This window comes from Streptomyces chartreusis, assembly GCF_008704715.1.
Taxonomy (GTDB): domain Bacteria; phylum Actinomycetota; class Actinomycetes; order Streptomycetales; family Streptomycetaceae; genus Streptomyces; species Streptomyces chartreusis.
This window is the reverse complement of the sequence record NZ_CP023689.1, coordinates 456,867-470,629: the sequence shown is the minus strand read 5'-3', so window position 1 is coordinate 470,629 and position 13,763 is coordinate 456,867. Positions and strand designations below refer to the sequence as shown.

Below are 13,763 nucleotides of genomic sequence, written 5' to 3'. Positions count from 1 at the left end.
TAGGAAGCCGATCGATCATCCAGCAAGCAGAACGCGGCATCCCGCCAGGGCGTGTCAGAGACTGGCGAGCAGGTCTTCCAGCGGCGCGGGCACGCGGTCGGCGTCGAGGGCCTCGACGAGGACACGACCGTAATGGATCTTGCGGCCCTTCTTGGTGCCGAGGAAGCGCCGCAGCTGCTGCTGTGCGGGGCGTCCCTGCTGGGCGGGCTGGTTCAGGAAGGTCCGCAGAGCGCGCAGTTCACCCTGGGCCCGGACGAGTTCCTGCACCCGGCCCACGCCCAGCGCGCGGATGAGTTCGTCCTCCAGGTCCGCCGCGCAGACGAAGAAGCTCGGCCGGCCGGCGTCGGCGTCCGCCAGGCCACGGGTGTAGTAGCTGCGCTCCCGCTCGTCGCACAGCCCGGTCAGACGCAGGCCCAGGCCGGACGGGCCGAGGAGACGGGCGTAGCGCCCGATGCTCATGGCTCCGCCCATCGCCAGGACGCAGATTCCCTCGGCCTCCAGGTCGCGGCCGCGGCGCTCGGCGAGCGCGTTGACCGCCGCGACGTCGCTCGGCCCTTCGAGCAGGACGACCGCCCGCACCGGCAGCCGCGTGGCCAGCTCACGCGCGGGCCCTTCGGGCCCACCGGCCGCCCACGCGGTGACCGCCGTCCGGAACGCCCCCATGTCGTCCATCAGGGCCTGGCCGGACGACGCCGCGTTCCAGCGGGGTCGGGGTTGGCTTCTCCGGGCTGTTCCGACCTCGACTTGGTGTACGGATCTGCCGTGTTCACCTGTCCATCCTCCCCTGTGCTGGAACTGTTGTGTAGTCATTTACTGACTGTGACCAGGACGGTTCGCCGGTTCTCCGGCGGTGTGTACGACCTAATGATCACCGGAGTCACCAGGGAGCCCGCAGCATGACCGGCACCACGGAAGCCCTTGGCGGGTCGGCTGCGGTCGACGATGCGGCACGAAGTGTCACGCGCCCGTTCTACCTGTACGCCGTGCTCGCCAACTCGCTGTTCCAGCGCGGCGTATTCGTCCTCTTCCTTCAGCAGCGAGGCTTCTCCGCCGCACAAGTGGCCCTGCTGCAGACTCTGCTCTACCTGGTCAGCGGACTTGCTGAGTTGCCGACGGGAGTCATCGCCGACCGGATCGGCAGGCGTGCCGGCATCGTGATCGGCCAGCTGCTGATAGCCGGCTGCCTGCTCGGTCAGGCGGCCTTCTCCAACTACTGGGTGTTCCTGACGCTGTTCATCGCGCAGGGCGTGGGCATGGCCTGTGTGTCCGGTTCGGACACCGCCCTGCTGTACGACCATCTCGTGCGTCGTGGTGCGACGGCCGGCTACGTCAAGATCAAGTCCCGGTTCACCATGCTCGGGACGGTCACCTCGGGAGTCGCCATCGTCCTCGGCGGCCAACTGCAGCGGATCTCCTGGGGAGTCGTCTATGTCGGCTCCGCGGCGTGCCTCGTCCTGGCCGTGGTGGTGCTGACGTCACGGGTGCCCGAGATCCGAGGCGCGGACGCGGTGGACGAGAAGGACGGAGCCGAGGGGCAGCATGGCGACGCCACAGCATGGCGGGCGATGCTCCGGGTCGCCACGCCGGCGCTCGTGACGCTTGTCGTGGTGTCCGGATTGATGCACGCGACGTTGACGCCGTACATCATTTTCACGCAGAAGACCCTCTCCGATCAGGGAGCGGGCACCGCATTGGTGAGCGTGGTCATATCGGCGGGATTCTTCGCGGGTGGACTCGTGCCCTTGCTGTCGGACCGCGCGGACCGGCGCATCGGGTACCGGGTCATCGTTCCGGTGTCTCTCCTGACGCTCGCCGCGGCGCTCGGCCTGAGCGGCCTGGGCCTTGTCCGGGTCACCGTCGCCGCGTTCCTGGTCCTGGTCGGGATTCCCGAGATCACCGCCGTGATCGTGGACAACGTGTTCAACGAGGCGGTGCCGTCGCGCCATCGGGCGAGCCTGCTGTCGATGATCGCATTCGTGGAGTCGGCGCTCATCGGCACCGGCTATCTCGTCCTCGGCACGCTCATGGACACGCTGGGCTCCGGTGCGGGCATGGCCACCTACGCCGCGGTTCCCCTGCTGGCCTGTCTCCTGTGGCTCCCGGTGCTCTTCCGAGGGGCACGGGTGACCACCGAGACCGCGAAGCGCGCCGACCAAAAGGCATCCTGAAACAGACGGTCATGAGCGACGCCCCTACCCGCGCCTCCCGAAGCGGGCCTGCCACAGGTCGCGCAGGAGGGCGATCTCCGCCATGTGGTGGATGAACTCGAGGTTCGCCCCCCACAGCACGTCGTGGTACGGCTCGCCGGCGTCGGAGCCGTACGGGTACTGGGAGAAGCCGACGATGTCGAGCTGCTCGTCGGTCACGGTGCCGACGCTGGCGCGCCAGCGGTCGATGGCCGCCCAGAACCGCTCCTGTGCCAGGGCGGCGTCGGGGGTGAATTCCACCAACTGCTTAGGATCCTCCCTGCGTTCGCCGAAGGTCCACTCCCATTCCCCGGCGAAGCAGTAGTGCAGGTGGGCAAGCCGCCACGCGATCGTCGTCACCGGGGTCACCTCGTGCTCCGGCGTGCCCGTGTGGTGGAGGATCTCCTCGACCTGCTCGACACCGACGCTCCAGTCCTCGGCGATCTTGGCCACGGACATGCCGTCGGCGGCCTGCCGGGCGACCTCCGCGTACTCGCCGGCCGGGATGTACGGGGCGCCCTGGTCGAGCACCCAGTCGCCCGGCCCGAACGCTCTCGGCGTCACCGCCTCCTCCCGGCGCCGGATCGACCAGCAGTCGGGTACCGGCTCCCACAGGTGCTCCTCGTCGCCGAGCCCCGTCAGCCGCACCTGTGCTCGCTCCCTGGCGCAGTCGAACTGCTCCAGCAGCAGGCCCAGACGGTCGCTCCGTACGCGCTCGGTCCCCATGCCCGGCTCCCCTCGCGGTCACCCACGTCGCTCCGCTCAGCCGGAGGCTAGCGGTCAACTCCCGCCGCGCACCACGGAATTTGGGCCGGGGCGGTCCGCAGGCATCAGGTGCCGCCTGTGAACCGCCCCGGAACACCGGTCAGCGTTTGCGCTCACTCAGTTGAAGGGATCCAGCGTCAGATACGCCTGCTGCGGATTGCCGTCGTGGACGAGCGACTCGTGGTTGCCGACGTCGTCGAAGGCGAACGCGTACGCCTTGCCGTCCTGCATCTGCGCGTGGATGAGCCGTGCGTAGTGGTTGGTCACCCCGTCCTTGTAGAAGTTCCCCGCGGACGTGTCGGGTTGGTTGGGGTTCGACAGCAGGGTCGAACGGTTCAAACCCGCGCACAGCGTTCGGGAGATCGGGCCGCGGACCAGGTCGTTGGGAGCGTCGAGCAGCTTGTGGCAGCCGAAGATGCTGTCCGCGTCGGGCTTCTGGAAGCTCGTGACGACCGCGCCGGAGCTGTTGGTGAAGTTCATGACGTTGCCCGAGACCCGGCCGAAGTACTTGGTGTTCGGCTGGTCGGTGAACGGCGTGACCGTCAGCGTCGTCGTGGCGTACTTCTGCCAGACGCGGTTGACGTAGTCGTTCATCACGGACGCGGGCAGGGCGCCGGACTCCAGTCCGTGACCGGGGGACAGGGCCCGCAGCACGGTGCCGTCGGAGCGCGTCTGGATCAGGCCGCCCCACCCGCCCGACTGGGAACGCAGCCCGTTGAGGACCGCGTTGTAGCCGCCGGACCTGAGATGGCCGGTGTTCACGGTGCTGCCGTCGGCCCGCTGCGCCCCGACCGCGTACGGAGCGGAGAACATGTCGACCTGGGTGCTGTTGAGCCACAGCCCGGCGTCGTTGAGTGTGTACTCCGACCAGTTGAACAGGATGTCGCGGTTGGGGTCGCTCGGGTTCTGCACGGCCGGCTGCACCAGGCCGCCGGTGGTGAGGCGGAAGTCCAGCTTGCGGCCGTAGGAGAAGTAGATCCGCCCCGAGAACTTCGGAATCCGGATCGTCTTCGACTGCCCGGCCGCCGGGCCCTGAATCGACGCGTCCGGTGCGGGGGTCGGCGGATTGCCGCCGGCCGGCCAGGCGTGGAACGTGCCGCCCGCGTCGGCCCAGCCCTGCCGGCCGGTCGAGAGCTGGGTGCCGAGGTTGTAGACGTAGACCGGCTCATTGCGGCCGGAACTGTTCGTGATCTTCAGTGGAATGGTGTCGGGCACGGCCGCCTGAGCGGGCACCGGCGCGGCGAGCCCGATCACCCCGCCCAGCAGAGCGGATGCCGCGGCCATGGCCACAAAGGGCTTCTTGAGTCTCCGTAACACTCTCGACCTCCGTGTCAGTGGGGGGACGGAGCTTGGCTGGTGCTGTTCTTGTGCAGCGTTGCGTTCTTGAGAGCGCTCTCAGAGTCCCGCCGAGTCAAGGACATGTCAATAAAGTGGGAGCGGTTGGATGAAGTTTGTACGGTGTCGGACCGGGACAAATCAGACCGTGCGCGAGACTCTTCCCTCATGGCGAACTCACCCTCCGGCGAGACCACGTACCGCTTCGACGACCTGACGGCCCTCTACATCAACTGCACCCTCAAGCCGTCCCCGCAGCGCAGCCACACCCAGGGCCTGATCGACAAGAGCGCGGCGATCATGATGGAGTGCGGGGTCACCACCTCCGAGATCCGGGCAGTCGACCACGACATCGCCCCCGGCGTGTATCCGGACATGACCGAGCACGGCTTCGCGACCGACGAGTGGCCCGCACTGTACGAGCAGGTGATGGCGGCGGACATCCTGGTGCTCGCGGGCCCGATCTGGCTCGGCGACAACGGCTCCGTCACCAAGAAGGTCGTCGAGCGGCTCTACGCCTGCTCGTCCCTGCTCAACTCCCAGGGACAGTACGCCTACTACGGCCGGGTCGGCGGCTGCCTGATCACCGGCAACGAGGACGGCGTGAAGCACTGCGCGATGAACCTGCTCTACAGCCTCCAGCACCTCGGCTACACGATCCCGCCCCAGGCGGACGCCGGCTGGATCGGCGTCGCCGGCCCCGGCCCGTCGTATCTCGACCCGGGATCGGGTGGCCCCGAGAACGACTTCACCAACCGCAACACCTCCTTCATGACCTGGAACCTCATGCACGTCGCCGCCCTGCTGAAGCGCTCCGGAGGCATCCCCGCCCGCGGCAACCAGCGCTCGCAGTGGGACGCCGGCTGCCGTCCGGGCGCGGAGAACCCCGAGCACCGCTGAGCCCCGTCACACCGTCCGGTCCTTCTCGTCCGGTGCCACCAGTGACTGGGTGAGTGGGATCCGCGACAGTGCGAGGACCCCGGCGGCGATCAGGGCGACGCCGAAGAGCTGGGGGAGCAGCCACCAGCCGGAGCGGACCTGCTCCTCGTACAGGGTGATGCCGAGGGCGAGGCTCACCAGCGCGTCGCCGAGGGTGAGCGCCGGCTGTGAGGCGACCAGCGGTCCGGCCTGCATCGCGTGTTCCAGCAGCAGCAGCGCGCACACGCCGGTCGCGGCGAATCCGTACGTCTGCCAGGCGGAGAAGAAGGCCACCAGCCCTTGTTCGTCGAGGATGTGCGTGGACGCCTTCATCAGCGCCGCGGTCACCGCGTAGCTGATCGCTGTCGCGGCGCCCAGGAAGGCTGCCCGGGCACGGCCCTCCGGGCGCCGGAAGGCGGCCAGGGCGAGTGTGGCGACGACTCCGGCGCACACCGCGAGCGCGGGGATCCAGCGGTCCAGTTCCACATGGGTGCGATTGCCCGTGGGGGAGGCGGCGGCGAGCGCGACCCCGAGGCCGGCCACGACCACCGCCACGGCCAGCCAGCCGTTGCGCGCCAGATGACGGCGCATCAGCAGCGAGGCCACGATCAGCGTGAGCGGCAGCTCCAGCACGAACAGCGGCTGCACGATCGTCAGTGGTCCGGTCACCAGCGCCAGTGCCTGGCAGACCGCGGCGGCGATCACCGCGAGGATCCCGGCCAGCCAGACGGGCTGCCGCAGCAGATCGAGGATCAGCCCCGCCCGGAATCCCTGGGACTGCGGCACGGTGAGCGCCGCCTTGCGCTGCAACACCGTCGCGACGGCGTTGCTCGACGCGGCGCAGAGCGCGAACACGACGGAGAGCGTGATGTTCAGCGTGGCCACCTCTGGGATCGGCGGACGTGGGACACCGGCCGAGCATGCCGTGAACGCCGCTCGAAGCCCGGCTTATTGACGCGATGTCACTCCAGTGGTTCAGTGGCTCAGTCACTCAACCACTGCCGAGGCCGGGAGCCGGGATGGAAGCACTGACGCGCGAGACGACCGTAGATGTCCTGGAGAAGCGGCTGCGCGAGGACATTCTCGCCGGGCGTCACCCGGCCGGGAGCATGCTGCCACCCGAGCGTGAACTGGCCGACAGGTTCGGGGTCAACCGCACCACCCTGAAGCATGCCTTCGGCCGGCTGGTGCACTCCGGTCTGCTGGAGACACGGCACGGGGTGGGTACCCGCGTACGGGACTTCCTGCGGCTCGGCGGCGCGGATCTGCTGCCGATGCTGGTGCGGCACAGCCCCGACTGGATCGGCGAGATCTTCGAAGTGCGGCGCAGCATCGGCGCGTTGATCGCGGAGCGCGCCGCCGCCCGCGCCACGGCCGCCCAGATCGCCGAACTGCGGGCCCTGATGACGGCCGTCGGGGACGCGGACGGCGGCGAGGACGTACAGCTCGCGGACGCCGAGGTGCACCGGGCGCTCGCCCGCGCCACGGGCAACAGGGTCTACGTCCTGCTGACCAACACCCTGTTCAACGCCTACCTGCCCGTGCGTGCGGCCCTTGTCGAGCCCTTCCTCGACGCCCGGGCCGCACACGACCGGCTGGCCCCGGTCGTCGAGGCCGTGGCCGCAGGCGACGAGGAGGCGGCACACGTCGCCGCGGGCGCCTACCTGTCGGCGACGGAACGCATCATGCTCGAAGGACTGGCGGCCTCCCGCGAACGCCGGGACGGTGCCCGGTGACCTCCCGCGGAACGGTGTTCCAGGAGACGATGCTGGGCCGCGCCCGGCTGAGCGACGAGGACCACGAGCGGGCCGTACGACTGGACCTCGTGGTCCGCGCCGACGCCGTGATGCTGCCGCACCGCACGACGCAGGCGCACGTGACCGGGCGGGTGCGGATCGCCGGGCGGGCGGACGACGCCGACGCCGTGGGGGAGATGGAGATCTCGCCCCTGGCCCGCCGCAGGATCCGCTACCGCATCTCCTTCACCCTGGAGGGGCGGCACCTGGTGCTGGACGGCTGGAAGTCCGTCTCGCCCGCACGGCCGCTCGCCTCGCTGACCGTGCTGCCGTACACGCTGTACGAGGACGGTGATCGCGTGGGCGAAGGCACCCTGCGCTTCCCGGTCACCACCGGCCTGCTGCCCTTCCTCGGGAGCTTCCGCTTCCCGCGCGCGACCGACGGGGCCGCCGATCGGTATCTGGCGCCGCGCTGGGACGGGAAACCGGGGCGCACGGAGGTCTGGTACACCACCCTCACCGACCCCGCGACCGGCAGCGGAGTCTGGCTGCACCACGAAGTCGTCGCCCCCACCGACGGCTCCGCCGCCTACGCGCACGGCTGGGTCGCCGTCTTCCCCAAGGACGGCCCCGCCGAACACGCGCGCTTCGGCCCCGTACCGTGGACGGAGCAGACCGAGGGCTACGCCGCCGAAGGCATCCAAGCCCGTCCCGGCCGACTCGCAGGCACCGCGGGCTCGTTCACCTGGTCGCTCACCGAGACACCTCGCGGCGAGCCCGTCCACACCTTCCCCCGCTGGTCCTGGCGCCGCCCCTGGCTGCCGGCCAGCCACATGCTGCCCGCCGCGCGTTGCCGCTACGACGGAACCGTCCGGTACGGCGACAACGAACTGCGGCTGGACGACGCCGTCGGCGCGAGCGCCCGCATCTACGGCCACGGCAACGCCCGACGCTGGGCCTGGCTCCACGCCGACCTCGGCGGCGGCGACGTCCTGGAGATCGTGGCCGCCGTGTCCATGCGACGCGGCCTCGACAAGCTGCCGCCCCTGGTGTTCCTGCGCCTGCTGCACAACGGCCGTACCTGGCCGCGCCGAGCGGAGCGAACCGCCGTCGGCTGGGCGGGATTCGGCCGGTTCCGCGCGGACATCGACCTGCCCGAGTGGCGGGTGTCCGGCCGAGTGGGCCGACGCCGCATCCGGGTCACTGTGACCCAGCCGCCCGAGCGGACCCTGGCACTCGACTACACCGACCCCGACGGCTCGCCCGCGGTCTGCCGCAACAGCGAGACGGCCGACGCGGTGGTGGGCCTGGAGCGCTGGTGGGGCAGATGGCGGCAGGAGGCCGCGTGGCGGCTCTCCGGCACGGCCCACGCGGAGGTCGGCGACCGATGAGCCCCTCAACGTCCCCCGGTCTCATCGCACTTGCCGAGGCACTGCTCGCGGACGACGGCACCGCCGAGTGGACCCGGGCCGTGCCCCGGCGGGTCGAGACACTGCTGGAAGCCATGCCGGCCCACACCCGCGCCGCGATACGCGGCGCGACCACGGCCATCAACGCCTACGCCATGGCCCGCACCGGCCGTCGGCTTCCCGCGCTCGGCGCCGCGGAACGGGAACACGTCATGGCGTCGCTCGCCTCCCACCGGGCACTGCTGCCGCTCCTGGACGCGGTGAAGGTGCCCGTCCTGCTGGCCGCCGGCACCGCACGCCTCGCACACGACAGCCCCGCACACGCCGGACCCACCCCCGACGATCCGCCCCTGGACTGCACCCACTCCAGCGACTGGCCGACCCGTTCCACCGCCGACGCCGTCATCGTCGGATCCGGCGCGGGCGGCGCGATGGCCGCCAGGACACTGGCCCGCACGGGCATGCGCGTCGTCGTGCTGGAAGAGGGCGAACACCACACCACCGCGTCCTTCGCGCGCAGGGCTCCGCTCGACCGCTTCACCGATCTCTACCGGGACGGCGGTGCCACGATCGCCCTCGGCAATCCACCGCTGGTCATGCCCGTCGGCCGTGCGGTCGGCGGCACCACCGTCGTCAACTCCGGCACCTGCTACCGCACTCCGGACCATGTCGTCACCCGCTGGCTCGACGACCACGGCTTCGACGTCGCCGACGGCTTCGGCGCCCATCTCGACGAGGCCGAACGCACCCTGCGCGTGGCACGCCAGCCACTGGACGTCCTCGGCAACAACGGGCGGCTCGCGCTGGCAGGCGCGAAGGAACTCGGCTGGGCCGCAGCGCCCCTGCGGCGCAACGCGCCCGGCTGCCGCGGCTCCTGCCAGTGCGTCGTCGGCTGCCCCACCGGCGCCAAGCAGAGCGTCCAGTTGTCCGTGCTCCCCGACGCCTGCGCGGCCGGCGCCGCGATCGTGACAGGCGCCCGGGTCCTGCGGATCCTCACCGACCGCGACCGGCCGGGCGGTGCGCGGGCCGCCGGAGTCGTCGTGAGCCGCCCCGACGGCAGCCGACTGGAGATCCTCAGCCCGCTGGTCGTGGTCGCCGCCGGCGCACTGCAGGCCCCGCAACTCCTGCGTCGCTCGGGCCTCGGTGGACACCCCGGCATCGGCCGGAACCTCAGCGTCCACCCCGCCATCAGTGTCGCCGGCCGCTTCAGCAGCCCGGTCACCGGCTGGCAAGGGGTCCTGCAGAGCGTAGGAGTGGAGGAACTGCACGCCGACGGCATCCTGATCGAAGCCACCGCCGCGCCCCCGGGCATGAGCTCGTTCGTCCTGCCGGGCGTCGGACGCGAACTGCGGCGCGAGATCGACGGGACGGAACAACTGGCCACATTCGGCGCGATGATCGCCGACCGGCCCTCCGGCCGTGTCCTCGGCCGCGACCGCACCCTGCTCCGCTACGACCTCGCGCCCCACGACGCCGAGCGCCTGCTGCGCGCCCAACGGGCCATGGGCCGCCTGCTGTTCGCGGCGGGCGCCGAGGAGGTGCTGACAGGTGTCCCGCACGCTCCGCGTGCCCGCACCATGGACGAACTGGACTCACTGCTCGACACGGTGACGGTGCGTCAGCTGCATGTGTCCGCGTTCCATCCCACGGGTTCGGTCGCCGCCGGGGCGGATTCCGAGCGGTCACCCGCCGACGCGGAGGGACGTCTGCGGGGCGTGCACGGCGTACTGATCGCCGACGGATCCGTACTGCCGAGCTGCCCCGAGGTGAATCCGCAGCTCAGCATCATGGCGGCAGCGCTGGGCGTGGCCAGGCGTTTCGCGGGGGACACCTGAGAGAGCTGGACCGGTGGCCCCGCTACGCCCCGAGCGAGTCGGCCAGTTCGGCGATGACCTGGGCGTGGCACGCCTGCGGGACGCACCAGCAGCCGAGCCTGCGGCCGCGCAGGGCGGGCAGCAGGGCGAGCAGGTCGGGACGGCTCAGCAGATGCGCGCGGTACCTCTCGACCACCGCTTCCCGGGTGCCGTCCCGTCCCGGCCGGAAGGGACTCGCGAGCGGAGAGCCCGCGAGGTCCCAGCCACCGCGGTGCATCGCGCGGCCGACATAGACGACGTCCGCGTAGTCGGGGTCGTCCCGATGCCCCTTCATGTTGACGACCGTGGTGCGGCTCATGCCGTTCATGGTGCCCTCGGTCCGCGCCGGGCGGAGCGAGCCCGGCTCTCGTGGCGGTGCCGTGCACGTGTTGGCAGCGGGTACGTGGTCGGGCCGTGCCATGGCCTGTCCTTTCTCGGTCGGCCCGTGCGGGCCGTTCGGCGGCGAGGGTGCCGGGCGGCAGCGCGGGTCGTCGCGCTGCCGCCCGGCGGTTGGATCAGGGAAGCTTGACCGCCAGCAGGTCGACCGGCCGGATGTCCGGCGCCTCACTGAGCATGGTCCCGGCGGCCTCCATCAGCGCCGCGGCGATCCGCCCCTGGAGGTGACCCTGACGGCCCTCCTCGTCCTCGAAGGTGTCGAAGACGCCGAAGGTGGTGTCGCCCTGCCGGAAGGCGAACCAGGTGACGGTGTGGTCCTCCTGCCGCGCCAGCTCCAGAGCGTCCCGCAGTAGGCCCTCCACCTTCTCGGCGTACTCCGGCTTGGCCTCGATCCGGGCCAGCAGCCCCAGCTTCGTCATGGCGCACTCCTGTCTGTGCTCATCGGTGAACGTGGTGATCGCGGTGCCGGTACCGGGCACCGGCTGTCGTCCGGACACCGAAAAGCTATGCCGCCCCACCGGCCGCGCCCAGTGTCGGAAACGACGCGTCCGATATCGTTTCCGTCATGGATGTGGCTGTGCTGGCGTACGACGGTGTGTTCGACTCCGGGCTCTCCGCCCTCCTCGACGTCCTGGACGGGGCGAACGCGATGCGCGCGGAACTGCCGAAGCCGCCGCCCGCCTGGCAGGTGTCCACGATCGGCTTCCGGCGCCGGATCCGAACCGGCGCGGGGCACCTGGTCGAGACGCTCCCCGTGGGCACCGCGAAGGACGCGGACCTGCTGCTGGTGCCCGCACTGGCCGAGCGGCGGCCCGACGCCCTGATCGCACATGTCTCCGGCCCGGACGCCGAGCCCGTACGACGGCTGGTGGCCGCGACGCGCGCCCGCCGTACGCCCGTCGCGTCCGCCTGCACGGGCACGTTCCTGCTGGCCGAGTCGGGGATCCTCGACGGGCGCACGGCCACGACCAGCTGGTGGCTCGCCCCCTACTTCCGTAAGCGCTACCCCGCGGTCACGGTCGACGAGAGCCGCATGGTCACCACGTCCGAGGGGGTGACCACGGCCGGGGCGGCGTTCGGGCACGTCGACCTCGCGCTCGCGATCGTGAGGATGAGCAGCCCGGCCCTCGCGGACCTGGTCGCGCGTTACCTCGTCGTCGACGAACGCCCCTCGCAGGCCGCGTACACGATCTCCTCCGCGCTCGCGCAGAGCGATCCGACGCTGGCGGCCTTCGAGCGCTGGGCGCGGGTGCACCTGGACCAGCCGATCTCGATCGCCGACGCGGCACGGGCCGTAGGCGTCAGCGAACGCACGCTCCAGCGCGCCGTGCGCCGCACGCTCGGCACCTCACCCGTCCGCTTCGTCCAGGACCTGCGCGTCGAGCAGGCCTCCCACCTGCTGCGCACCACGGATCTGCCCTTGGAGGTCATCGCCCGCAAGGTCGGCTACGAGCACCCCAACACCCTGCGCATCCTGCTCCGCGAGCGCACCGGGGAGACGGCCGGCTCGCTACGGGGACGATGACCCGAGTGGACCGCGGCCGTGGCCGGCCGGTCAGGCGGCGCCGGCCGAGCCGCTGAAGTAGTAGCCCTTGGCCAGGTCTTCGAGCAGGCCGGGCCGGGTCGGGCGCCAGCCCAGCGACTCCTGGGTCAGGGCGCTCGACGCCGGTGCGTCGAGACCGAGGAAGCCGCCCAGCCAGCCGAAGTGCTCGGCCGCGGCCTCCGGGGCCACGGAAGTCACCGGCACGTCGAGGTGACGGCCTATCACTTCGGCCACGTCACGGATGGCGACGCCCTCCTCGGCGGCACCGTGCAGCACGGCCCCGGCCGGGGCCTTCTCCACCGCGAGGCGGAACAGTCGTGCGGCGTCCAGGCGGTGGACGGCCGCCCAGCGGTTGGCGCCGTCGCCGATGTAGCCGGAGACCCCCTTGGCGCGGGCGATGCCCACCAGCGTCGCCATGAACCCGTTGTCCCCCTCGCCGTGGCAGGTCGGAGCGAGACGCACCACGGACGAGCGCACTCCGCGTGAGGCGAGTGCCAGAGCCGCGGTGGAGGTGACCGCGCGCAGAGAGGTGGGCGAGCCGTCGATCGTGGGCAGGTCCCGCTCGGTCGACACCTGCCCCGGCGTCAGCCCGGCCAGCCCCGAGGCGAGGACGAACGGGCGGTCGGTGCCGGCCAGCGCGTCGCCGAAGGTGTCGACGGCGCGGCGGTCCGCCTCGGCGGCGCCCTTGTAGTCGCCGGTGAAGGCGACGTCGTGCTTGAAGGCGAGGTGGACCACCCCGTCCGAGGCGGCGGCGGTCGTGCCGAGGAGGTCGAGGTCGTCCACGGTGCCGCGGATCACCTCGGCTCCGGCGGCGGTGAGGGCCTCGGCGGAGGCGGTGGAGCGCGCCAGCCCGAGGACCTGATGACCCGCGTCGATGAGTTCGGGAACGAGGGCGGAGCCGATCCAGCCGGAGGCGCCGGTGACGAAGATGCGCATGGGAATGTCCCTCAACGATTGATGTCAGTGACTGTCATCGACGCTACCACCTGATGTCAGTGACTGCCATCGATGTCGGTCTCGTGATGCCAGTGACTGTCATCGCGTAGCATCTGCGCATGGGTAGATGGGAGCCGAACGCGCGCGAACGCCTGGCGAAAGCGGCGTTGGAGCTCTACAGCGAGCGGGGCTACGAGCAGACGACGGTGGCGGAGATCGCCAAACGGGCGGGCCTCACGGAGCGGACCTACTTCCGGCACTACGCCGACAAGCGCGAGGTGCTGTTCGACGGCTCCGGGGCGTTGCAGGAACTGTTCGTGAACGCCGTCGCCGAGGCCCCCGAGTCCGCGGCGCCGATCGACGCGGTGGCGGCCGGCCTGGAGGCCGTCGGCACGGTGTTCGTCGATCGCCGCGAGCACTCCCTGCGGCGTCAGGCCGTCATCGTCGCGAACGCCGAACTCCAGGAACGCGAACTCATCAAGCTCTCCTCGCTGTCGGCCGCGCTCGCCGACGCCCTGCGCCGCCGCGGTGTGAGCGAGCCGGCCGCGAGTCTGACCGCCGAGGCCGGAGTTGCCGTGTTCAAGGTCGGCTTCGAGAGATGGACCGCGGACCCCGAGGACAGGACCCTGGCGCGGGCGATGCGCGAGTCCCTGGCGGAGCTCAAGGCCGTGACTGCGGGCCGCTAG

At 71.1% G+C, this 13,763-nt stretch carries 14 protein-coding genes; 7 read left to right on the top strand and 7 right to left on the bottom strand.

The features are described 5' to 3' along the window. Positions 1-54: 54 nt before the first annotated feature. Positions 55-672: an ATP-dependent endonuclease gene (locus CP983_RS01890; RefSeq protein WP_125524208.1), complete on the bottom strand. Its 618-nt coding sequence runs from the start codon at positions 670-672 to the stop codon at positions 55-57. A gap of 224 nt (positions 673-896) precedes the next feature. Between CP983_RS01890 and CP983_RS01885 the strand changes: the two genes are divergently transcribed. After that, complete coding sequence (locus CP983_RS01885; protein ID WP_189748415.1) at positions 897-2,168, top strand: MFS transporter; 1,272 nt, start codon at positions 897-899, stop codon at positions 2,166-2,168. Positions 2,169-2,192: 24 nt separating this feature from the next. On the opposite strand, the gene CP983_RS01880 is transcribed toward CP983_RS01885, so the two are convergent. Together CP983_RS01880 and CP983_RS01875 are read right to left on the bottom strand one after the other, a co-directional pair. Beyond that, positions 2,193-2,912 carry a DinB family protein gene (locus CP983_RS01880; RefSeq protein ID WP_150498262.1) on the bottom strand — a complete coding sequence of 240 codons (720 nt, stop codon included), beginning with the start codon at positions 2,910-2,912 and terminating at the stop codon, positions 2,193-2,195. Positions 2,913-3,068: 156 nt separating this feature from the next. Continuing rightward, on the bottom strand, positions 3,069-4,235 hold the full coding sequence (locus tag CP983_RS01875; protein ID WP_150498261.1) for a glycoside hydrolase family 64 protein: 1,167 nt from the start codon (positions 4,233-4,235) through the stop codon (positions 3,069-3,071). A gap of 219 nt (positions 4,236-4,454) precedes the next feature. Between CP983_RS01875 and CP983_RS01870 the strand changes: the two genes are divergently transcribed. Next, positions 4,455-5,186 carry a flavodoxin family protein gene (locus CP983_RS01870; protein ID WP_107910517.1) on the top strand — a complete coding sequence of 244 codons (732 nt, stop codon included), beginning with the start codon at positions 4,455-4,457 and terminating at the stop codon, positions 5,184-5,186. 6 nt (positions 5,187-5,192) lie between these two features. Here CP983_RS01870 and CP983_RS01865 read toward each other — a convergent pair whose 3' ends face one another. Next, positions 5,193-6,089, bottom strand: a complete 897-nt coding sequence (locus CP983_RS01865) for a DMT family transporter (RefSeq protein ID WP_373309780.1) — start codon at positions 6,087-6,089, stop codon at positions 5,193-5,195. A 134-nt stretch (positions 6,090-6,223) separates the two neighbouring features. Between CP983_RS01865 and CP983_RS01860 the strand changes: the two genes are divergently transcribed. From CP983_RS01860 to CP983_RS01850, 3 genes are read left to right on the top strand one after another with little or no spacing between them, the layout of a single operon-like run. Next, a complete protein-coding gene (locus CP983_RS01860; protein WP_150498260.1) occupies positions 6,224-6,940 on the top strand; it encodes a FadR/GntR family transcriptional regulator in 717 nt (238 codons plus the stop codon). Further along, complete coding sequence (locus tag CP983_RS01855; RefSeq protein WP_150498259.1) at positions 6,937-8,331, top strand: hypothetical protein; 1,395 nt, start codon at positions 6,937-6,939, stop codon at positions 8,329-8,331. The genes CP983_RS01860 and CP983_RS01855 overlap by 4 nt, the downstream gene beginning before the upstream one ends. Further along, the gene (locus CP983_RS01850; protein ID WP_150498258.1) at positions 8,328-10,184 is read left to right on the top strand and encodes a GMC family oxidoreductase; all 1,857 of its coding nucleotides are present in this window, start codon (positions 8,328-8,330) and stop codon (positions 10,182-10,184) included. The genes CP983_RS01855 and CP983_RS01850 overlap by 4 nt, the downstream gene beginning before the upstream one ends. A gap of 22 nt (positions 10,185-10,206) precedes the next feature. Here the strand turns inward: CP983_RS01850 and CP983_RS01845 are convergent, their stop codons facing one another. Both CP983_RS01845 and CP983_RS01840 read right to left on the bottom strand, forming a co-directional pair. After that, positions 10,207-10,521, bottom strand: coding sequence for a DUF4326 domain-containing protein (locus CP983_RS01845; RefSeq protein WP_150498257.1), 315 nt, complete (start codon positions 10,519-10,521; stop codon positions 10,207-10,209). Positions 10,522-10,717: 196 nt separating this feature from the next. Next, the gene (locus CP983_RS01840) at positions 10,718-11,017 is read right to left on the bottom strand and encodes a putative quinol monooxygenase (protein WP_125524201.1); all 300 of its coding nucleotides are present in this window, start codon (positions 11,015-11,017) and stop codon (positions 10,718-10,720) included. Between the two features lie 146 nt (positions 11,018-11,163). Here CP983_RS01840 and CP983_RS01835 point away from each other — a divergent pair, with 146 nt between their 5' ends. Then, positions 11,164-12,123 carry a GlxA family transcriptional regulator gene (locus CP983_RS01835; protein WP_107910523.1) on the top strand — a complete coding sequence of 320 codons (960 nt, stop codon included), beginning with the start codon at positions 11,164-11,166 and terminating at the stop codon, positions 12,121-12,123. Between the two features lie 30 nt (positions 12,124-12,153). On the opposite strand, the gene CP983_RS01830 is transcribed toward CP983_RS01835, so the two are convergent. Continuing rightward, positions 12,154-13,077: an SDR family oxidoreductase gene (locus CP983_RS01830; RefSeq protein WP_150498256.1), complete on the bottom strand. Its 924-nt coding sequence runs from the start codon at positions 13,075-13,077 to the stop codon at positions 12,154-12,156. A gap of 119 nt (positions 13,078-13,196) precedes the next feature. On the opposite strand from CP983_RS01830, the gene CP983_RS01825 reads away from it, so the two are divergent. Then, positions 13,197-13,763 (top strand): TetR/AcrR family transcriptional regulator, encoded by a 567-nt coding sequence (locus tag CP983_RS01825; protein ID WP_150498255.1) that lies wholly within the window; start codon positions 13,197-13,199, stop codon positions 13,761-13,763.

Coding starts and splice junctions, on each gene's coding strand:
- CP983_RS01890 (WP_125524208.1), bottom strand. CDS start 672: ATGGACGACATGGGGGCGTTCCGGACGGCGGTCACCGCGTGGGCGGCC.
- CP983_RS01830 (WP_150498256.1), bottom strand. CDS start 13,077: ATGCGCATCTTCGTCACCGGCGCCTCCGGCTGGATCGGCTCCGCCCTC.
- CP983_RS01885 (WP_189748415.1), top strand. CDS start 897: ATGACCGGCACCACGGAAGCCCTTGGCGGGTCGGCTGCGGTCGACGAT.
- CP983_RS01825 (WP_150498255.1), top strand. CDS start 13,197: ATGGGTAGATGGGAGCCGAACGCGCGCGAACGCCTGGCGAAAGCGGCG.
- CP983_RS01875 (WP_150498261.1), bottom strand. CDS start 4,235: ATGGCCGCGGCATCCGCTCTGCTGGGCGGGGTGATCGGGCTCGCCGCG.
- CP983_RS01880 (WP_150498262.1), bottom strand. CDS start 2,912: ATGGGGACCGAGCGCGTACGGAGCGACCGTCTGGGCCTGCTGCTGGAG.
- CP983_RS01835 (WP_107910523.1), top strand. CDS start 11,164: ATGGATGTGGCTGTGCTGGCGTACGACGGTGTGTTCGACTCCGGGCTC.
- CP983_RS01845 (WP_150498257.1), bottom strand. CDS start 10,521: ATGAGCCGCACCACGGTCGTCAACATGAAGGGGCATCGGGACGACCCC.
- CP983_RS01860 (WP_150498260.1), top strand. CDS start 6,224: ATGGAAGCACTGACGCGCGAGACGACCGTAGATGTCCTGGAGAAGCGG.
- CP983_RS01850 (WP_150498258.1), top strand. CDS start 8,328: ATGAGCCCCTCAACGTCCCCCGGTCTCATCGCACTTGCCGAGGCACTG.
- CP983_RS01840 (WP_125524201.1), bottom strand. CDS start 11,017: ATGACGAAGCTGGGGCTGCTGGCCCGGATCGAGGCCAAGCCGGAGTAC.
- CP983_RS01870 (WP_107910517.1), top strand. CDS start 4,455: ATGGCGAACTCACCCTCCGGCGAGACCACGTACCGCTTCGACGACCTG.